Source organism: Bradyrhizobium sp. URHC0002, assembly GCF_054059515.1.
In genome coordinates, this window is the sequence record NZ_JBSSCF010000001.1 from 4,599,270 (window position 1) to 4,621,344 (window position 22,075).

10 protein-coding genes are annotated in these 22,075 nt (G+C 64.6%); 6 read left to right on the plus strand and 4 right to left on the minus strand.

The window, feature by feature from the left end:
• Nucleotides 1–18 precede the first annotated feature (18 nt).
• The 6 genes from ACVWVY_RS22300 to ACVWVY_RS22325 all read left to right on the plus strand — a co-directional run bounded on the left by ACVWVY_RS22300 (nt 19) and on the right by ACVWVY_RS22325 (nt 18,511).
• Nucleotides 19–618 carry a hypothetical protein gene (locus ACVWVY_RS22300; protein ID WP_456628401.1) on the plus strand — a complete coding sequence of 200 codons (600 nt, stop codon included), beginning with the start codon at nt 19–21 and terminating at the stop codon, nt 616–618.
• Between the two features lie 102 nt (nt 619–720).
• Nucleotides 721–873 (plus strand): hypothetical protein, encoded by a 153-nt coding sequence (locus ACVWVY_RS22305; protein ID WP_456628402.1) that lies wholly within the window; start codon nt 721–723, stop codon nt 871–873.
• Between the two features lie 284 nt (nt 874–1,157).
• Nucleotides 1,158–7,067, plus strand: coding sequence for an MBG domain-containing protein (locus ACVWVY_RS22310; protein WP_456628403.1), 5,910 nt, complete (start codon nt 1,158–1,160; stop codon nt 7,065–7,067).
• A 465-nt stretch (nt 7,068–7,532) separates the two neighbouring features.
• Nucleotides 7,533–16,442, plus strand: a complete 8,910-nt coding sequence (locus ACVWVY_RS22315; RefSeq protein ID WP_456628404.1) for an MBG domain-containing protein — start codon at nt 7,533–7,535, stop codon at nt 16,440–16,442.
• A gap of 268 nt (nt 16,443–16,710) precedes the next feature.
• Complete coding sequence (locus ACVWVY_RS22320; RefSeq protein WP_456628405.1) at nt 16,711–17,280, plus strand: POTRA domain-containing protein; 570 nt, start codon at nt 16,711–16,713, stop codon at nt 17,278–17,280.
• Nucleotides 17,261–18,511 carry a ShlB/FhaC/HecB family hemolysin secretion/activation protein gene (locus tag ACVWVY_RS22325; protein WP_456628406.1) on the plus strand — a complete coding sequence of 417 codons (1,251 nt, stop codon included), beginning with the start codon at nt 17,261–17,263 and terminating at the stop codon, nt 18,509–18,511. Before ACVWVY_RS22320 ends, ACVWVY_RS22325 begins: the two co-directional genes overlap by 20 nt.
• A 28-nt stretch (nt 18,512–18,539) precedes the next feature.
• Here ACVWVY_RS22325 and ACVWVY_RS22330 read toward each other — a convergent pair whose 3' ends face one another.
• From ACVWVY_RS22330 to ACVWVY_RS22345, 4 genes are all read right to left on the minus strand, one after another.
• Nucleotides 18,540–19,427, minus strand: coding sequence for a dienelactone hydrolase family protein (locus ACVWVY_RS22330; protein ID WP_456628407.1), 888 nt, complete (start codon nt 19,425–19,427; stop codon nt 18,540–18,542).
• A gap of 471 nt (nt 19,428–19,898) precedes the next feature.
• Nucleotides 19,899–20,396, minus strand: a complete 498-nt coding sequence (locus tag ACVWVY_RS22335) for a hypothetical protein (protein WP_456628408.1) — start codon at nt 20,394–20,396, stop codon at nt 19,899–19,901.
• A 137-nt stretch (nt 20,397–20,533) separates the two neighbouring features.
• Nucleotides 20,534–21,421, minus strand: coding sequence for an alpha/beta hydrolase (locus ACVWVY_RS22340; RefSeq protein WP_456628409.1), 888 nt, complete (start codon nt 21,419–21,421; stop codon nt 20,534–20,536).
• Nucleotides 21,422–21,443: 22 nt separating this feature from the next.
• Nucleotides 21,444–21,908 (minus strand): GNAT family N-acetyltransferase, encoded by a 465-nt coding sequence (locus ACVWVY_RS22345; protein ID WP_456628410.1) that lies wholly within the window; start codon nt 21,906–21,908, stop codon nt 21,444–21,446.
• Nucleotides 21,909–22,075 lie beyond the last annotated feature (167 nt).

A 22,075-nucleotide genomic window follows, 5' to 3' on the forward strand; every position in this document is an offset into this window, starting at 1 on the left:
GATCATGGAGGATGGGTGATGTTACGCAAAATGATGATCGCCTTGTTCGCATGCGCAGCGGTCGCCATGCTGGCGCCGGACGCAGCTTTTGCCCGTGGTGGCTTTGGCGGTGGTGGTGGTGGCGGCGGCTTCCGCGGTGGCGGTGGTGGAATGGGAATGGGCGGCGGTGGCTTCCGCGGTGGCGGGATGGGAATGGGCGGAGGCGGCTTCCGCGGCGGCGCAATTGGAATGGGAGGCGGTGGCTTCCGGGCTGCCGCGATCGGCGGTGGCGGCTTCCGTGCGGCCCCGATCGGCGGCGGTTTCCGTACGGCCGCGATTGGCGGCGGTGGTTTCCGTACGGCCGCGGTCGCGTTGCCGGCTGCCGGATTTCGCGGCGGCACCTTTGCCGTCAACCGCTTCAACAGTGGCTTCCGCCCCGGATTCAGGCATCACCGGAGATTTCCGTTTGCTGTGACGGCGGTCGGACTAGGCTTGGGCTACGGCTACTACAACGACTACTATGATTACGGCTATTACGACGATCCCTATTATTACGGCGATGGCGGCTGCTACATCATTCGGCGGAGTGTGCTTACGCCGTACGGCTGGCGCATCCGGCCCGTGCAGGTCTGCGGCTGAGCCGGTGCAAGCGGGATGAATAGCGCGGCCCCGGTGTTATTGCACCGTGGCCGCTATTGAGATCGTTCGCTGATACGTCGTCCGCATCGGGGGATGTTGAACATGCTCACACAGCCCGAATTGACATTGATGTTTTTGATTGTCGTGATTGGTCTCGGTTCTGCGTTCGTCTGGATGTTCTGGGAGATTGAACAGATGGTGTCCAGGCAACGCCGGATGTCGAGGCAGCATCGCAAGGGCAATCACATCGGATAGTTGGGCCGGGGTCGCGCGCCGTCATGTCCCGCGCAACGCCGGGTGCCGGTTCGTCATTTACAATTTTCCAATAAGTTGCGCTTGTTTTTTGATGCATCCTTAGATGGGAACCTGCGACGGTAGCGGCGTGTGGATGGAACCGTGCAAGCCCGGCGAGGAATTTGTTGAGACGGAGCGGCACGGCCACCTTTCAGTGCATGGTGGTTCGATTGATCGTCTCTTCCGCGTCGTGTCTCTCGCCGGCCATCAAATCGTGCACGAGGGAATTTCGAGCTTCCGTCAGCTTGATCGCGCTGTTGTGGGGCTTGGGCTGCGCGCAGCCGTCGATAGCGCAATCGCTGCCGACCGGGGGAACGGTAGCGAGCGGAAAAGTTGCAATCGGCTCGACGTCGCCGACCAGTCTCACGGTCACCCAATCGAGCGCCACCGGCATCGTCAACTGGTCGAGCTTTTCGGTCGGGCAGGGCTACCAGGTTCAGTTCAATAACGGCAGCGGCGCCACGCTCAACCGCGTGACCGGCAACGTGCCGTCGTCGATCAACGGCGTGGTTTCGGCGACCGGCTCGGTCTACCTCGTCAATCCGTCCGGAATCGTGGTGGGACCGAGCGGGGTGGTCAAGACCGGTGGCAGTTTCGTCGCCTCGACGTTGGATGTGAAGGACGCGGATTTCCGGGCCGGCGGCTCGCTGACCTTCAGCGGCAATAGCAATGCCTCGGTGGTGAACCTTGGCAAGATCGGCTCGTCAACCGGCGACGTCGTCCTGATCGCGCGCCAGGTCCGTAATGATGGTTCGCTCGCCGCGCGCAACGGCACGGCCGCGATGGCGTCCGGCAGCGAAGTGGTGCTGAGCGACGGCTCGCTCGGCAACGGCAAGGTCTCGGTGCGGCGCCCGACGCAGGATGGCGAGATCCGCAACAGCGGCGCGATCCGTGCCGCGGAAGTGGAATTGCGCGCCAATGGCGGCAACATTTATGCGCTCGCCGGAAATACCGGACGGACCATTAGCGCAACCGGCGTCGCCAGCAAGGGCGGCCGGATTTTTCTGACCGCCGAGGGCGGTTCGGTGAAGGTGACGCAGAAGGTCGCGGCGCGGCGCATTCAGGCAGACGCTAAGCCGATGGTCGCGGGGATCGCCGGACGACGCGGGTCGTTCACCGGCGGAGACATCGTCGTCAGTGGCGACAAGGTCGTGGTCGGCGGCGCGATCGTGGCCAAGGGCGATAAGGGCGCAGGCGGCACCGTCGTGGTGACGGGCAAGGACGTCACCCTGACGTCGGGTGCAAGGATCGACGCCAGCGGGACGTCGGGCGGCACCGTGCTGATTGGCGGCGATCGCGCCGGCGGGGCCGATGCTGCTTTGAAGTTTCTGCCGCAGGCCATCGCCAATGCGCAGGCCACGACGATCGAAGCCGGTGCGACGATCACGGCCGACGGCAAGTCCGGCACCGGCGGCAATGTGGTGGTGTGGTCGGATGGCACGACGTCATTTGGCGGCGCGATCAGCACCCAGGGGCTGCGCGGCGGCTTCATCGAGACCTCGGGGCATACGTTCAACTTCGCCGGCGGCAGCGTCAATGCCGGCAGGGGCGGCGCATGGCTGCTCGATCCGGTGGATCTGACGATCGATGCGACGCTCGCCGGCACCATCGCGACCGCGCTCAACGGGGGCAGTAACGTCACCCAGCAGACGACGGCGACCGGCACCGGCGGCAATGGCGATATCACGGTGGCAAGCGGGATCAGCTGGGCGAGCGATGCGACGCTGACGCTGAGCGCCTATCGCAACATCGCGGTCAACGCCAATATCACGAGCACCGGTGGCGGCGGCGTCGTGCTGCGTGCGGACAACGCCGGCACGGGCACCGGCACCGTAACGTTCGGCGGCGGCCAGGTGTCGACCGCGGGAACGGTGTCGATCTTCTACAATCCGACGGGCAGCAGCTCGATCGTCAACGCCACCAAATACACGGCGCCGACGCAGACCAACTTCGCTGGCAACGTCACCGGCGGCGCCACGCTCAATACCTACATGCTGGTCAACACCGTCTACGACCTGCAGAACATGCAGAACAATCTGACCGGTACCTATGCGCTCGGCCGCGACATCGATGCCGGCATCACGTCCACCTGGAACAGCGGGGCCGGATTCCAGCCGATCGGGGCCAACAACAGCTTCACCGGAAACTTGGACGGCCAGGGTCACACGATCGCGGGCCTCTTCATCAATCGGCCTTCGAGCGACTTTGTCGGATTGTTCAGCTACCTCGATAGCGGCTCGATGGTACGCAATGTCGGGCTGCTGGGCGGCTCCGTCACCGGTCGCGGCTTAGTGGGAGCGCTCGCCGGCGTCAACGCTGGTGCGGTCATGCAATCCTACGCGACCGGTGCGGTCACTGCCGCTGACGGCCACGTGGGCGGCCTGGTCGGATACAATTATTATGGCTCGATCGCTCAGTCCTACGCAACGGGAGCTGTAACTGGCGCCGCCTACGATGTCGGCGGGCTGGTCGGGACTAACAGCGGCTCCATCACACAGTCCTATGCCACTGGAGCCGTCACCGGCCCGAATTGGGCAGGCGGGTTGGTCGGCTACAACTATGGCTCTGTCACGCAATCCTACGCGACCGGAGCGGTGAACGGCACCGACACAGTTGGCGGTCTGGTCGGCTACAACGAGGGCACCGTCACGCAATCCTACGCCACCGGCGCGGTGCGCGGCACGACCAATGTTGGGGGGCTGGTCGGCAACAACTCCGAGTATTACACCCACGGTAACGGCATCGTGCAGTCCTATTGGGACAGCTACACCACCGGTCAGGCGGCTGGGATCGGTGGGGGCGACGCCTCGACCGGTCTGAGCGCCGTGACCAGCGACCCGGCGCTATCAGCTGCGGCAAACTATGCGTTCAAGCAGAGCGCCTATTTCGGCTTCGACTTCACCGCCGGCAATAGCGCTTCCGGCTGGTTCATGGTCGATGGCCAGACCCGTCCGTTCGGCCAGTGGGAATACTCGACCAATATCTCAAACGCGCATCAGCTTCAGTTGATGGCGATGGACCTCGGTGCGAGCTACCGGCTCACATCCAACATCGATTTCTCGAGCGGTCTTGCTGCGGGAGGCAAGTATCCCGGCATGTGGTCGCCGGACGGCTTCTCGCCGATCGGCACTCTTGCCACGCAATTCACCGGGAGTTTCGACGGTCAGAACCATACGATCTCGAACCTGGCCATAAGTCTGCCATCGACCAATTATGTCGGCCTGTTCGGTTATGCAGCAGCCGCAACCACGCTGGGGAATGTCAGCTTGCAGGGCGCTAGTGTGACCGGACAGGATCGCGTCGGCGTGTTGGTCGGCCTGACACAGGGAAGCATCAGCAATGCTTCGGCGACCGGCACCGTCACGGCGAGAGGCTTCGGCGGCGGGCTGGCAGGCGAATCTTTGGGCAGTGTTGCCAATAGCTGGGCGGCCGTCTTGGTCGTCGGAACGACCACTACGAGTTCCTCCATGGGCGGTCTCGTCGGATGGAGCAACGCGGGCGGCAGCATCCAGGACAGCTACGCGACCGGCAATGTGACGGCCGGAACCGGCGGTACGCGCGCCGGCGGCCTTACCGGTCAGAACAACGGCAGCATTCTCAGGAGCTATGCCACCGGAGCCGTCAGCGGGGGAAGCCAGGGCGTCGGCGGCCTGGTCGGCTACAACAGCGGTGGCAAAACCATCGTGGATTCCTATGCAACCGGAGCGGTGAGCGCCACGGGTTTCGGCGGCGGACTGGTCGGCGTCAACTCGGTGGGAGGTTCCATCGACAACTCCTACGCGTCCGGAACCGTCAGCGTGGTATCGTCGACCACCGCCAATTTGTACGGCGGTGGACTGGTCGGCAGTAACTCCGGCGCCGTCACCAGGTCCTACGCCACCGGGGCCGTCGGCGTCACGTCCACGTATGCATCGGCCGTGACCACGTTTGCGGGCGGGCTGATCGGCGGCAACGGTAGCACCGCTACGGTCTCGCAGTCCTATGCGACCGGTGCAGCCACCGCCATCGCGGCTACCGGGTCGGCCATGGCGGGCGGCCTGATGGGCAGGAATACGGCTTCCGGCGCCACCGCCCAATCCTACGCGACCGGTGCCGCCAGCGCTACGTCCACGGCCGGGCAGGCCGTGGCGGGCGGACTGATCGGCAATCAAGGCGGCACGGGTACGGTTACGCAGACTTACGCCGTCGGTGCGGTGAGCGCCGCGTCCACTTCCGGCACCACGACCGCCGGCGGTTTGATCGGATCGGCCACCGGCACTGGCGCCGTCACGTCGTCCTACTGGGACACCGACACGTCTGGAAAGACGAATGCCGTCGGCAGCGGCGTCAGTTCCGGCATCACCGGCCTCACCACCAGCCAGATGCAAAATCCGACCAACTACGCGTCGACTTACGCGGGCTGGGATTTTTCGACCGTCTGGTCGGCGCCGAGCATTGGCTATTACCCGCAGCTCTACGGCGTCAATTACGTGCTGCGGGTCGATCCGGCCAACGCTTCGCGGGTCTATGGCGAAGCCAATCCGGTGTTCACCTATTCGATCTACGGGCTGCATGGCGGCGATACAGCCGGGATCGTGACCGGCCTGTCGGTGTCGACGGTGGCGGCGGCGACGTCGAATGTCGGCACCTACGCGATCGCCGCAAGCGGCAGTGCCGTCAGCGTCTCCGGACAAGCCTATCGCTTCATCAATGCACCCGGCACGTTGACCGTCACGCCGCGTTCGATCACCGTGACGGCCGACAACCAGAGTCGCGTCTACGGCAACGCCAATCCCGTATTCACCTATCAGGTCGGCGGCTCCGGCCTCGTCAACGGCGATACGCTGTCGGGCGCGCTGGCGACATCGGCGACGGCGGCCAGCAATGTCGGCGTCTACGGCATTGCGCAGGGCACGCTGGGCTCGTCGAACTATACGATATCCTCTTTCACCGGTGCCAATCTCACGGTCACGCCGCGTGCGATTACGGTGACGGCCGATGCGAAGAGCCGCGCCTATGGCGATGCCAATCCTGTTCTCACCTATCAGGTCGGCGGGGCGGGTCTCGCCAACGGTGACGCGCTGTCGGGCGCGCTGGCAACGTCGGCGATGACAGCCAGCAATGTCGGCACGTACGGCATCACGCAAGGCACGCTCCTGGCTTCGGCCAACTACACGCTGTCTTCATTTACGGGCGCCAATCTCACGGTCACGCCGCGCGCGATCACCGTGACGGCCGACGCGAAGAGCAGAGTTTATGGCGACGTCAATCCAGCACTGACCTACCAGGTCGGCGCCTCTGGGCTCGTGAATGGCGACACGTTGTCGGGAGCGCTGGCGACCTCGGCGACCACAGCCAGCAATGTTGGCGTCGACGGGATCACGCAAGGGAGCCTCGCGGCTTCGAGCAACTACGCGCTCAACTATGCAAGCGCCAACCTGACGGTGACGCCGCGCGCAATCACGGTCACGGCCGATGCACAGAGCCGCGTCTACGGCGATGCAAATCCGGCGCTGACTTACCACGTCTTCGGCTCCGGCCTCGTCAACGGCGACACGCTGTCGGGCGCGCTGGCGACATCGGCTGTGGCAACCAGCAATGTCGGTGTCTACGGCATCACGCAAGGTACGCTGGGTTCGCCGAACTATACGATATCCTCCCTTACCGGCGCGAACCTGACGATCACGCCGCGCGCACTCACGGTGACGGCGGACGCGAAGAGCCGCGCCTATGGCAATGCCAATCCTGTTCTGACCTATCAGGTCGGTGGCTCCGGCCTGGTCAATGGCGACACGCTGTCAGGTGCGTTGTCGACGTCCGCGACATCTGCCAGCAATGCCGGCATCTACGGCATCACGCAGGGCTCGCTGGCGGCCTCATCGAATTACGCCTTCAGCTTTGTTGGCGCGAACCTCTCGATCACGCCAGCGGCCCCTCAAGTGCCGACCGCAAGGCCTGGATCCTACGCGAGGCCGCCAGTGCCGGCGCCCGTGCCCCAGCCGTCCGCGCGGAAGTTCGAGTCCGAAAGCATCGAGCAATCCCCTGCGGCAACGATCTGCAAATCCGAGCGATGCCTCAAGCTTCCTCATCCCGACAACCGGCGAATTGGCACCCGGGCCAGATTCGTCGACACGATGACCGATCGCAATCGGCTGCCGGCCTCTCTCGACAATTGATCTTGATCGCGTGAGCCACGGCGCGTCGTGCGCGGCCGTTCGCGCGAAAACGGCGGCGTCGTCCTCGACCTTGTTTTCGCTTGCCGGCGACGTCTGCCGTCTCTTTCGGCGCAAGCGGCTGCGCAGCTTCATCTGCTTCGATCATCGTTCGCCTTTGCGCCGTCAGGTATTGCGCGCGATGCCGGCGTCTGCCGTCGAAGGCCATCATTCCGCAATTTTACGAAAACTTGCGACGATTGGTTGGCACATCCTTAGATGGTCTCGTGGAACTTTGTCGCGCGCGCATCGAACCGTTGCAAATCTGACAAAGAATTTGTGGAGGCGGGAAGTTCGTGGTGCCGCGATCTGCAGCGGATGGTGGTTCGATTGATAGTTTCATCCACGTCGGGTCTTTTATCGGCGAGGGAGCTTCGGGCCTCCGTCAGCGTGATTGCGCTTTTGTGGAGTTTGGGCCACATACAACCAGTGATTGCGCAATCGCTGCCGACCGGCGGAACGGTGGCGAGCGGAAACGTTTCGATCAGTTCGACGTCGCCGACCAGCCTCACGATCAGCCAATCGAGCCGCACCGGCATCGTCAACTGGTCGAGCTTTTCGATCGGGCAAGGCAACCAGGTCCAGTTCAATAACGGTAGCGGCGCGACACTCAACCGCGTGACCGGCAACGTGCCGTCGTCGATCAACGGCGTCCTGTCGGCGACCGGCTCGGTCTACCTCGTCAATCCGTCGGGCGTGGTCGTCGGGCCGAGCGGGGAGATCAAGACCGGCGGCAGTTTTGTCGCCTCGACACTGGACGTCAAGGATGCGGAGTTCCGCGCCGGAGGATCGCTGACCTTCAGCGGCAACAGCAACGCCTCGGTTGTGAATCTCGGCAAAATTGGTTCCTCGAAGGGCGATGTCGTGCTGATCGCCCGCCAGGTTCGTAACGACGGCTCGCTGACCGCGCGCAACGGCACCGCCGCGATGGCCTCCGGCAGCGAGGTGGTGCTGAGCGACGGCTCGCTCGGCAACGGCAAGGTCTCGGTGCGGCGTCCGGCGCAGGATGGCGAGATCCGCAACAGCGGTGCGATCCGCGCTGCCGAAGTGGAATTGCGCGCCAATGGCGGCAACATTTATGCGCTTGCCGGCAACACCGGGCGGGCCATCACCGCAACTGGCGTCGCCAGCAAGGGCGGCCGAATTTTCCTCACGGCCGAGGGCGGTTCGGTCAACGTGACACAGAAAGTCGTGGCGCGGCGCATTCAGGGGGACGCTGCGCCCGCGCCGATGCGTGCAGGCGTCGCCGGGCGGCGCGCGTTCACCGGCGGCGACGTCGTCGTCAGCGGCGACAAGGTCGTGGTCGGCGGCACGATCGAGGCGAAGGGTGACGGCGGCGCCGGCGGCACTGTCGTGGTGACGGGCACGGACGTCACCCTGACGTCGGGCGCTGCGATCGATGCCAGCGGGACGTCGGGCGGCACCGTGCTGATCGGCGGCGATCGCGCCGGCGGATCGGACGCAGCGCTAAAATTTCTGCCGCAAACCATCGCCAATGCGCAGAACACGACGATCGAGGCCGGTGCGACGATCACGGCCGACGGCACGTCCGGCGCCGGCGGCAATGTGGTGGTGTGGTCTGACGGCACGACGTCGTTTGGCGGCGCGATCAGCACCCAGGGGCTGCGCGGCGGTTTCATCGAGACCTCGGGGCATGTGTTCGACTTCGCCGGCGGCAGCGTCAATGCCGGCCACGGCGGAGCATGGCTGCTCGATCCGGTGGATCTGACGATCGACGCGACGCTCGCCGGCACCATCGCGACCGCGCTGAACGGGGGCAGCAATGTCACCCAGCAGACGAGTGCGACCGGCACCGGCGGCAATGGCGACATCACGGTGGCCAGCGGCATCAGCTGGTCGACCAGCGCGACGCTGACGCTCAGCGCCTATCGCAACATCGCGGTCAACGCCAACATCGCCAGCAGCGGCGGTGGCGGTGTCGTGCTGGGCGCCGACAATGCGGGCACCGGCACCGGCACCGTGACGTTCGGCGGCGGCCAGGTCTCGACCGCGGGAACGGTCTCGATCTTCTACAATCCGACCGGCAGCAGCTCGACCGTCAACGCCGCCAAATACACGGCGTGGACGCAGACGACTTTCAGCGGCAACGTCACCGGCGGCGCTACGCTCAAGACGAACATGCTGGTCAACACGGTCTATGACCTGCAGAATATGAACAACAACAAGGCCGGCACCTATGCGCTCGGACGCGATATCGACGCCGGAATCACGTCCGCCTGGAATAGCGGGGCCGGGTTCCAGCCGATCGGGGCCGGCAATTCCTTCACCGGAAACTTCGACGGCCGGGGCCACACGATCTCGGGCCTCTTCATCAATCGTCCGTCGGACCAAAACATCGGGTTGGTCAGCTATCTCGCCGCCGGCGCCACGGTAAGCAACGTCGGCGTCATCGGTGCGACCGTCACCGGCGGGACGACTGTCGGCGCGCTCGTCGGCGCCAACTACGGGACGGTCAGCAATGTCTACTCGAGCGGATCGGTCACCGCCATCAGTGCCGGCGCCGGCGGTCTCGTCGGCTACAACTTTCAGGTCCTGACGAATGGCTATTCGAACAGCAGCGTGAGCGGACCGCTCTATGTTGGCGGCGCCGTCGGGCTGAACAATATCGCTGCCGGCCCCACCGCCGGCTCGATGTCTCAGGTCTATGCGACGGGCGCCGTGACCGGCACGGGCGCCAGCCCGAGCGCTGTCGGCGGCCTGGTCGGCTACAACGGCAACACCATCACGCAATCCTACTGGGATAGTTACACGACGGGGCAGGTGTCCGGCGTCGGCTCCGGCGGTTCGGCCGGCGTGACGGCTGTCACCAGCGACCCGGCGCAATCCGCAGCCGCCAATTACGCCTACAAGCAGAGCGCCTATAGCAGCTTCAGCTTTCCCGGAACGGGCACGACCGGCTGGTTCATGGTCGACGGCCAGACCCGGCCGTTCGGCCGCTGGGAATACCAGACCACCATCACCAACGCGCACCAGCTGCAGTTGATGGCGATGAATCTCGGCGCGAGCTACACGCTGGCGGGCAATATCGACCTCGGCTCCAGCCTGGCGGCGGTCGGCGGCAAATATCCCGGCATGTGGTCGTCGGCGGGCTTCGTCCCGATCGGCAGCACCGCCACCAAATTCATCGGAGGGTTCAACGGCCAAGGCTACACCATTGCGAACCTGACCATCAATCGGCCAACCACCGACGATGTCGGACTGTTTGGGTATGTTGGCGCGGGCGTAACGGTGCAGGACGTCGGTCTGCTCGGCGCGGCAGTGACTGGCAGGAACAATGTCGGCGCGCTCGCAGGCAACAATGCCGGCACCATCACGCGGTCCTATGCGACTGGCGTGGTGAACGGCACAGGCGGATATATCGGCGGGCTGGTCGGGTACAACGTTGGTGCGGGCAGCAACGTCACGCAATCCTATGCCAGCGTGACGGTCGGCACCCCCAACTTTTATGTCGGCGGGCTTGTCGGCTACAATGAAGGCGCGATCGCGCAGGCCTACGCCGTCGGCGCGGTCAGCGGCAAGAACGCCGGAGGTCTTGCCGGTAACAATAGCGGCACCATCACCCAGGCCTACGCCGCCGGGGCGGTGAGCGGCACTACCACCGGCGGGCTGGTCAGCAATAACGGTGGCACGATCAGCCAATCCTATTTTGACACGGTGACGACAGGCCAGATTAACGCCATCGGAAACGGAGCCGTCAACGGCGGGATCGGCCTGACGACCAGCCAGATGCAGAATCCTGCCAACTACGCGACCACGTACGCCGGCTGGGACTTCTCCAACGTGTGGTCGGCGCCGAGCGCCGGCTATTATCCGCAGCTCTACGGCGTCAACTATGTCCTGCGCGTCGATCCCGCCAATGCGTTGCGGACCTACGGCGATGCCAACCCGGCGCTTACTTATACGTATTACGGCCTGCATACGGGCGACACATCAGCCGTTCTCGCCGGCCTCTCGCTGTCGACGGCGGCGACGACGACGTCCAATGCCGGCAGCTACGCGATCACGGCGGGCGGCAGCGTCGTCAGCACCGCCGGGCAGGCCTATCGCCTGATCCAAACGCCTGCCGCGCTGACGGTCACGCCGCGATCGATCACAGTGACGGCCGATGCCAAAAGCCGCATTTATGGCGATGCCAACCCGGCGCTGACCTATCAGGTCGGCGGCTCCGGGCTGGTCAATGGCGATACGCTGTCGGGTGCGCTGGCAACGTCGGCGACGACAGCCAGCAATTTCGGCACCTACGGCATCACGCAGGGCACGCTGGCCGCCTCGAGCAACTACACACTGTCTTCATTTACAGGCGCCGATCTCACCGTCGGCCTGCGGGCGATCACGGTAACGGCCGATGCGAAGAGCCGGGCCTATGGCGATGCAAATCCGGCGCTGACCTATCAGATCGGCGGCTCCGGGCTGGTCAATGGAGATACGTTGTCGGGTGCGCTGGCAACGTCGGCGACGACAGCCAGCAATGTCGGCACCTACGGCATCACGCAGGGCACACTGGGCGCCTCGAGCAACTACATACTGTCGTCGTTTACGGGAGCCAACCTGACGATTGGCCAGCGTGCCATCACCGTGACGGCGGTCGCCAAGAGCCGCGCCTATGGCGACGCCAATCCGGCGCTCACCTGGCTGCTCGGCGGCTTCGGCCTGGTCAACGGCGACAGACTTTCGGGCGCGTTGGCGACGTCGGCCACGACGACGAGCAATGTCGGCGCCTACGCCATCGACCAGGGCACGCTGGCAGCCTCGTCCAACTATGCGCTGACCTACAACAGCGCCAATCTGACGATCGGCCAGCGTGCCATCACCGTGACGGCCGACGCCAAGAGCCGGGCCTATGGCGATGCCAACCCGGCGCTGACCTATCAGGTCGGCGGTTCGGGCCTCGTCAACGGGGATACGCTGTCCGGTGCGCTGGCGACCTCGGCGACGACAGCGAGCAACGTCGGCACCTACGGGATCGGGCAGGGAACATTGGCGGCCTCGGGCAATTACGCGCTGAACTATACGGGCAACAACCTGACCGTGGGCCTGCGGGCGATCACGGTGACGGCCGATGCCAAGAGCCGCGCCTATGGCGATGCCAACCCGGCGCTGACCTATCAGGTCGGTGGCTCGGGCCTGGTCAACGGCGATACCTTGTCGGGTGCGCTGGCTACGTCGGCGACGGCGACCAGCAATGTCGGCACCTACGGAATCAATCAGGGCACGCTGGCGGCCTCGGGCAATTACGCGTTGAACTATACGGGCAACGACCTGACCGTAGGCCTGCGGGCGCTCACGGTGACGGCCGATGCCAAGAGCCGCGCCTATGGCGATGCCAACCCGGCGCTGAGCTATCAGGTCGGCGGTTCGGGCCTGGTCAACGGGGATACGCTGTCCGGTGCGCTGGCGACCTCAGCGACAACAGCGAGCAACGTTGGCACCTATGGCATCACGCAGGGAACACTGGCGGCCTCGGGCAACTACGCGCTGAACTACACGGGCAACGACCTGACCGTGGGCCTGCGCGCGCTCACGGTCACGGCCGATGCCAAGAGCCGCGCCTATGGCGATGCCAATCCGGCGCTGACCTATCAGGTCGGCGGTTCGGGCCTCGTCAACGGGGATACGCTGTCGGGTGCGCTGGCGACCTCAGCGACGACAGCCAGCAACGTTGGCACCTATGGCATCACGCAGGGAACACTGGCGGCCTCGGGCAACTACACGCTGAACTACACGGGCAACGACCTGACCGTGGGCCTGCGCGCGCTCACGGTCACGGCCGATGCCAAGAGCCGCGCCTATGGCGATGCCAATCCGGCGCTGACCTATCAGGTCGGCGGTTCGGGCCTCGTCAACGGGGATACGCTGTCGGGTGCGCTGGCGACCTCAGCGACGACAGCCAGCAACGTTGGCACCTACGGAATCAATCAGGGCACGCTGGCGGCCTCGGGCAATTACGCGCTGAACTACACGGGCAACAACCTGACCGTGGGCCTGCGGGCGCTCACGGTGACGGCCGATGCCAAGAGCCGCGCCTATGGCGATGCCAACCCGGCGCTGACCTATCAGGTCGGTGGCTCGGGCCTCGTCAACGGCGACACGCTGTCGGGCGCGCTGGCGACATCAGCGACAACAGCGAGCAACGTTGGCACCTATGGCATCACGCAGGGAACGCTGGCGGCCTCGGGCAACTACGCGCTGAACTATACGGACAACAACCTGACCGTGGGCCTGCGCGCGATCACGGTGACGGCCGATGCCAAGAGCCGCGCCTATGGCGATGCCAACCCGGCGCTGACCTATCAGGTCGGCGGCTCGGGCCTGGTCAACGGCGACACCTTGTCGGGTGCGCTCGCGACCTCAGCGACGACAGCCAGCAATATCGGCACCTACGGCATCAACCAAGGAACACTGGCGGCCTCGGGCAATTACGCGCTGAACTATACGAGTGCCGATTTGACCGTCACCCAGCGGGCGATCACGGTGACGGCCGACGCCAAGAGCCGCGCCTATGGCGATGCCAACCCCGCATTGACCTATCAGGTCGGTGGCTCAGGCCTCGCCAACGGCGACACGCTGTCGGGCGCGCTGGCGACATCAGCGACGACAGCCAGCAATGTCGGCACCTACGGCATCAACCAAGGAACACTGGCGGCCTCGGGCAATTACGCGCTGAACTATACGAGTGCTGATTTGACCGTCACCCAGCGCGCGATCACGGTGACGGCCGATGCCAAGAGCCGCGCCTATGGCGATGCCAACCCCGCATTGACCTATCAGGTCGGTGGCTCAGGCCTCGCCAACGGCGACACGCTGTCGGGCGCGCTGGCGACATCAGCGACAACAGCCAGCAATGTCGGCACCTACGGAATCAATCAGGGGACACTGGCGGCCTCAGGCAATTACGCGCTGAACTATACGAGCGCTGATTTGACCGTCACCCAGCGCGCGCTCACCATCACGGCCGATGCCAAGAGTCGAGCCTATGGCGATGCCAATCCAGCGCTGACCTATCAGGTCGGTGGCTCGGGCCTCGTCAACGGCGACACGCTGTCGGGCGCGCTGGCGACATCAGCGACGACAGCCAGCAATGTCGGCACCTACGGCATCAACCAAGGAACACTGGCGGCCTCGGGCAATTACGCGCTGAACTATACGAGTGCTGATTTGACCGTCACCCAGCGCGCGCTCACGGTGACGGCCGATGCCAAGAGCCGCGCCTATGGCGATGCCAACCCCGCATTGACCTATCAGGTCGGTGGCTCAGGCCTCGCCAACGGCGACACGCTGTCGGGCGCGCTGGCGACATCAGCGACGACAGCCAGCAATGTCGGCACCTACGGAATCAATCAGGGGACACTGGCGGCCTCAGGCAATTACGCGCTGAACTATACGAGCGCTGATTTGACCGTCACCCAGCGCGCGCTCACCATCACGGCCGATGCCAAGAGTCGAGCCTATGGCGATGCCAATCCAGCGCTGACCTATCAGGTCGGTGGCTCAGGCCTCGCCAACGGCGACACGCTGTCGGGCGCGCTGGCGACATCAGCGACAACAGCCAGCAATGTCGGCACCTACGGAATCAATCAGGGGACACTGGCGGCCTCGGGCAACTACGCGCTGAACTATACGAGCGCTGATCTGACCGTCACCCAGCGCGCGCTCACCATCACGGCCGATGCGAAGAGCCGTGCCTATGGCGATGCCAATCCGGCGCTGACCTATCAGGTCGGTGGCTCCGGCCTCGCCAACGGCGATACCCTGTCGGGTGCGCTGGCTACGTCGGCGACCGCAGCCAGCAATGTCGGCATCTACGGCATCAATCAGGGCACGCTGGCAGCCTCGGGCAACTACGCGCTGAACTATACGAGCGCTGATCTGACCGTCACCCAGCGCGCGATCACGGTGACGGCTGATGCGAAGAGCCGCGCCTATGGCGACACAAACCCGGCGCTGACCTATCAAGTCGGTGGCTCAGGCCTCGCCAACGGCGACACCTTATCGGGCGCGCTGGCGACCTCGGCGACCGCAGCCAGCAACGTTGGTACCTACGGAATCAATCAGGGAACGCTGGCAGCCTCGGGCAACTACGCGCTGAACTATGCGAGCGCTGATCTGACCGTCACCCAGCGGGCGATCACGGTGACGGCCGATGCGAAGAGCCGCGTCTATGGCGATGTCAATCCAGCGCTGACCTATCAGGTTAGCGGTTCGGGACTGGTCAACGGCGATACATTGTCGGGCGCGTTGGCGACGTCGGCGACGACAGCCAGCAACGTCGGCACCTACGGTATCGGGCAGGGTACCCTCGCGGCCTCGGGCAATTACGCGCTGAACTATGCGAGCGCCAACCTGACCGTCACCCAGCGCGCGATCACGGTGACGGCCGACGCCAAGAGCCGCGCCTATGGCGATGCCAACCCGGCGTTGACCTATCAGGTTGGCGGCTCCGGCCTCGCCAACGGCGACACGCTGTCGGGCGCACTGGCGACGTCGGCGACAGCAGCGAGCAACGTCGGCGTCTACGGCATTACGCAAGGAAGCCTCGCAGCCTCGACCAACTATGCACTCAACTATGCGAGCGCCAACCTGACCGTCACCCAGCGCGCCATCACGGTGACGGCCGATGCCAAGAGCCGCGGCTATGGCGACACAAACCCGACACTGACCTATCAGGTCGGTGGCTCCGGCCTCGCCAACGGCGACACGCTGTCGGGTGCGCTGGCGACGTCGGCGACAGCAGCCAGCAATGTCGGTGTCTACGGCATTACGCAAGGAAGCCTCGTAGCCTCGACCAACTACGCGCTGAACTATGCGAGCGCCAATCTCACGGTCACGCGGCGCGCGATCACGGTGACGGCCGATGCGAAAAGTCGCGGCTATGGCGACACAAACCCGGCGCTGACCTATCAGGTCGGTGGTTCGGGCCTGGTCAATGGCGACACGCTGTCGGGTGCGCTGGCGACGTCGGCGACGACTGCCAGCGATGCCGGCGTCTACGGCATCACGCAGGGGACGCTGGCGGCCTCATCGAACTACGCCTTCGCCTTTGTCGGAGCGAACCTCACGGTTACGCCAGCGGCGGCCCCTCGCGTACCGACCGCAGAACTCGCAGGTTACGTGAAGTCGCGAATGGCTTTGCCCGCGCCGCAGCTGCCCGAGCAGATGCGCGAGCCCGTGAGCATCGAGCAACCGTCTCCCGCAATCGTCTGCAATTCCAGGCAATGCCTTGAGCTTCCTCATCCGCACAATCGGCGGATTGGCGAACGCGCGAGATTCGTCGACACGATGATCAATCCAAATCGGCTGCCAGCCTTTATCGACAATTGATGTTGATGGCGTGAGGCGACGGCAAGCGGCAACGCACGTTCGGATGTGTCGATGCACGCATAGGTTGGTGCGAGCGGAGTCGTTTCAACCGTGCACGCTGCGGTTATGTCACACGTGGAACTCAACTTAAACCGTTCTTAATCCATAAACCATATTGGTTGACCCGATTCATTGTTCGCCGTGTGCGACAGAACGTCGGGACGTGCCAACTCATGCAGACTCATCCGTCGATATCCCCAAGCCCTGGCAGGCTCCGGTGGGGGGCATGATGCAGTCGCTCTCAGGATATTTCGGATCGCGCGTGACGCAACGGGTGCGAACATTCGCGCGTCATGGCAGCGGAATCGGCATCTGTTGTGCGCTGATCATGGCCTGCGTCGTCGTGATCGCGCCTGACGGCATCGCGCAGGCGCAAGTGGTGGAGCGCAATCTGCCGCCGGAGCCGCCGCGTCGCGCGTCGGCGATCAAGATCGATACCAACGATCTGCTCAAGAGCGATGATGCAACGCCGCTCGGCGTGAATGTTCAAGCCATCGTTCTGATTGGAGCAAACGCCGGCACGAAGCCGCCTGGCGGCGTGAAGGGTGTCGATGTGAGCGAGGTCAGCGGCGTCGACGCCGCCGCGCTTCGCGAGCAACTCACGCCATTCGTCGATCGGCCGCTCAGCCGCAAGCTGATTGCCGAAGTGCAGGCGGCGATAGCCGCCGCGTATCGCGAGGCCGGGCGGCCGTTCGTATCGGTCACGCTGCCGCCGCAGGAAGTATCGTCCGGCGTGCTGCAGCTCCGCGTGATCGTCTTCAAGGGTCGCCGGCATCAAGGTGACGGGGGCCGCGCCTGAGAGCTACCCGCCAAGTCGCATCCGCCTCGTCCGCGGACAGGAAATCGATGCCCGCAAACTCGAGACCGATCTCGACTGGGCCAATCGCAATCCGTTTCGGCAGGTCGAAGCGGTGTTCGGTCCCGGCAAGGATCTCGGCATGACCGACGTCAACATCAAGGTGACGGACCGCAAGCCGTGGCAGGTGTACGCCGGGTATGCCAACAGCGGCACGCTCCTGACCGACCGCAATCGTTATTATGTCGGCGCCAGCGGCGCCCCGTCCGCCGATGTCTTCGCGTCCTATCAGCTCACCGGTAGCGGAAATTTCTGGGTCGACGATGGGCTGTTCAACCGGCCCGACGATGCCAAGTATGTCAGTCAGGCGGGGCGGGTGCTCACGCCGCTCGGACTGCGCACGAGTCTCGAAGTCGTGGGCGATCATGTGCTGACCAATGAGCGGCCCAACAATCTGTTCCGGATCAAGACCCAAACCAGCCAGGCATCGGCAATCGTTCGGACCGCGCTGTCCGGTCTGCTGCCTTCGGCGGTCGGCGATCTCCTCGGCGGCGTCGAACTCAAGCACCAGCTGCGCACCACCATCTTTGATGGTACGCCCGTGGCGGAGGGCAGCGCCGACGTCGCCCAATTGGTGGTCGGATGGAACGGGCGCTGGTCGGACAATTTGGGCACCAACACCCTCGACGTCCGTTTCAAGTCCAATCCCGGCGGCATCCTCACCGGCAACAATTCGCTGGCCTGGAGCGCCTTCACCAACGGACGCGTCACCGATGCGCGCACCAATCTCGTCGCCCTCGAGTTTGGCCGCGTGACGCCACTGCCGAAGAGCCTGTCGCTGAAATCGGAAGTGTCCGTGCTGGCATCGTCCAAGCCGGTTCCGGACACCGAACGCATCGGGCTCGGCGGCATCAACGCCGTGCGCGGTTACGTGACCGAAGACGGTGCCTTCGACCAGGCCGTGATCCTGCGCAACTCGCTCTACGCCTCGATGCCCAGCATGCCTTCCTGGATGCCGGGCACGCTGGCGCCGTTCCTGCTGGCCGACGTCGGGTGGGGGCGGGATCTGTTTTCCCGGCGCGACTCCACGTTGTCGTCGGTCGGGGCCGGGCTAGACTTTGCGGCCGGGGCGAACTTCAATTCCAAACTGCTGGCGGCCAGAGCAATGACCGACGGGCTGCATACCCCAGCCGGATCCTGGCGCGTCTCGCTGCAGGCGTCGGTAAGCTATTGAGGCTTCTGTCTCACCTCACAGTTCCCGGCTAACTCAACACTCCGTATTTCCTGAACCAGGTCTGCATCTGGCTCCAGGCGTCCTCGGCCGCGTCCTTGCGGTAGCTCGGACGATAGTCGGCGTGGAAGCCGTGCGGGGCGCCGGGATAGATCTTGAACTCGGCAGTTTTCTTGTCTGCCGCCAGAGCCGCCTTGAAGGCTTCCACCGCCGCGACGGGAATGCCGGTGTCGGCCTCGCCGTAGAGGCCGATCACGGGCGCCTTCATTTCGCCCGCGAGCTGTGTCGGGCTCTTCGGCCACGCCGGATTGGGCGGATCGAGCAGCGAGCCGTAGAACGCGGCGCCCGCCTTGAGTGCACCGCTATGGGCAGCATATTCCCAGACCGTCCGCCCGCCGCGGCAGAACCCGATGATGCCGAGCCGCGAGGTATCGCCGCCTTGCGACCTGGTCCAGGCAACGGTGCCGTCGAGATCGGACAATAGTTCGGCGTCCGCCTTCGAATTCACGATCGGCATTAGCTGCGGGATTTCGGTAATCGTGGTCAGGTCGACGCCCTTGCGGAAATAGTAATCCGGCGCCACCGCGAACGCGCCGAGCTTGGCGAGGCGCCGCGTCACGTCCTTGATGTATTCGTGCAGGCCGAAAATCTCCATCGCCACCAGCACCACCGGCGGGTTGCTGACGCCGGCCGGCCGCGCGAAATAGCCGGGCATCTCGCCGTCGGCGACCTTGATCCTGGCGTCACCGGTGACGAGGCCGCTGGTGTCGGTCTTGATCACGTCGGCGCGCACCGGCCCGGCGGCGAGCGTGTAGCCCGCCGTGACGGCGGCCGACGCGGTCATGAAGCCGCGTCGTGAGAATGGCGCGACCTTGGTCAGCCCGATGACGTCAGAGGTCGGCAGGGATTCGGCGCTCATGGCGGCCCTCCTTTTTGGGGAGGCGCATTCAGCTTGCAAACCAGCGCGAACGCAAATCACCTGCTTGCGAGATGACAGTCGGTTGGGGGCGCGCAGCGCAACGGCCCAGAAATCGGGCATAAAAAACAAGGCCGTCGACGCAATATACCGTCAACGACCTTGCCAGCCCCGGATATTAAAATCGGCTCACGCCATCCGGTGAATTTCACCATGCCCGGGATTCTTGCGGGGATGTGTGAACCAGTTCACAAAGGTGGAAAAAAGTTGCGGTAAGGCGTGCCGTAGCGGTGGAAAATATCGCGTGGCCCGGCCGCATGGTGCCATGGCCCGATCGGGCGCCTCCCAAGGTACCTGCAATGACGGTCGTTGTGAGGCGGCTGGACCAGCAACGTGCTGATCAACGCGCAATTTCGGCCGGCCGCGCGTTAGCCCGCTGAGTGGGACTTCATCGCCAGGCGTCGTCCAGGCCGATCAGCCGCGTGCCTTGGCGCGGCTGCGGTTCGCCGTCCTGTTCGCGCGGGGCTTTGCCTTGGCAGACCGCTGGCGCGGCGCGGACGGTTCGGCGGCTTGCACGCTGGCAAAGGATTGCCGCAAGCCCTCGATCGCTTCCGTCAGCGTTCCGACCTGTTCGGAAAGTTTTTTGGAGTCGGCCTGCTGCCCCGCGAGCAGGCGGCGCACGGTCAGCAACTGATCCTGCACCATCTGCAACTGATCGATCGATTCCTGCTGCGTCGCTTCCAGACCTTTGGTCTTCTCGACGAGTTGTTCGGACGCCTGCGTGGCGCGCGCCTGCAACTGGCGGGTCGCGACCACGCGTTCGGTCTCAGGCGCGCTGCCGGTATAGGCGCGCCAGAGGGCGATGGAGCTTACGCCAAGCACAACAATGACGAGGGCCGCTGCGGCGATCGCAATCGGCTGTCCGCCGAAACGCGCGATGGGGCTGGCACTCCGGGGGACGAGTTCGATCATACGACTCCAAGTCCGGATGTGATTCGAAAGTTCCAAAATAGCATAGGCCGGACAGCGCTAAAACCCGGGATTTGCCTCGAGGCCGGGGATTTCGGGCAAAATCCCGCAAGATCAGGGTGCAGCAATGGCGCCTGGGGCTAGCCGATATGCGCCCGGATGAACTGGCCGGCGTACGCCAGGGCGCGCCGGCCGTCCTGGAGACTTGCATTCCAGACCGGCCATGCATGGATCATGTGCGGCCAGATTTGCAGCGTCAAATCGACGTCGGCCGCGCCTGCGGCCTCGGCAAGCCGCGTCGCGTCCGCGAGCAAAGTCTCGGCCGATCCGACCTGAATCAGCATGGGCGGAAAGCCCACCAGATCGGCAAACAGCGGTGAGATCAACGGATCGCGGCGATCGATGGAGGGCGGCGCATAGGCATCCGCGAGTTCAGCGAGATAGGCTTTGTGAATCAGCGGATCGATGGCGTCCTTGGTCGCGAGCGTGCCGCCGGACATGGTGAGGTCCGTCCACGGCGAAATCAGCCACGCGCAGGCGGGCAGCGGCTCCCCTGCCGCGCGCAAATGGCTGATCAGGCCGAGCGTCAGATTGCCCCCGGCGCTGTCGCCGCCAACGGCGATGTCAGTCGCTGCAATGCCGTGCCGGCGCAGAAAGCGCCATGCCGTGAGCGCGTCTCCATGGGCGGCGGGATAGGGATGTTCAGGGGCAAGCCGATAGTCAATCGCAAGCGTGCGTGTGTGCGCCGCGCGCCCGGCCTCCGTCACCAGGCGGCGGTGGCTTACAATCGAGCCGGAGCAATATCCGCCGCCGTGAAAATACAGCAGCACGTGCGAAGGCTCGCTGCCGGAAACGATCGACCACTCACCGGCGACGCCATCGCAATCGACCGGCTCGCATTTCACGTCCGGCGCCACCGGCCAGGTCGATCCGACCTCGTCGAGGCGTTGCCTTCGCTCCGACCAGCCGACCGGCCGCGGCTTCGAGCCCAGCAATGTGCGGATGGCGTCGATCTCGCGTTCGGCCATGTCGTGCTCCCGATTGTCCGCGCTACAACAGCCCGCGATAAACGCCGGGCTCGGAGCCCTCGATCGGTATCGCGCCGACCGTCTTTGCATAGAACTCCGCAGGGCCCACGCCACCGATAATGGCGTAGCCATATCCCTGCTGCTTCATGGCTTCGAGGCAATTGAAAAGCAGCGCCTTGCCGATCCCGTGCTTTCTTTCGTTCTGGTCCACGCCCGTGGGCCCAAAGAAGTTAGGGCACGTCGCGTCATGGCAGGCAAACCCCAGAATGCTCTTTTGCCTGACGGCGATGAAGCAGGAGACCGGTTGCCGGGAAAACGCTACATCGACTTCGCTGGCCCAGGCCTCGCTGAAATTCTGCCGGACCCAGGCGACGACCTTGTGCTTTTCCGGAACGAGCGCGCGTCGTGTCGTGATGGCCGCCTTGCCCAGGTGCTCAAATACGTCGCGGGAGGAAGGCAGCGCGTACAGCTTGACCAGCATGTCCATCGGTGCAGTGTCCCTTCGAGGATTGGGCTCAGGCATTATCATGCCTCGGAGTGTCCTCGTAAATCTGTCGGCATCGACGAGGGCATGGCGATGTCTGCGTTCCGCTGCAAGGCGGGCAAGGCATGGGGCATCCGGGCAACCTTCGCATTTGCGCCTCGGTCCTCGCA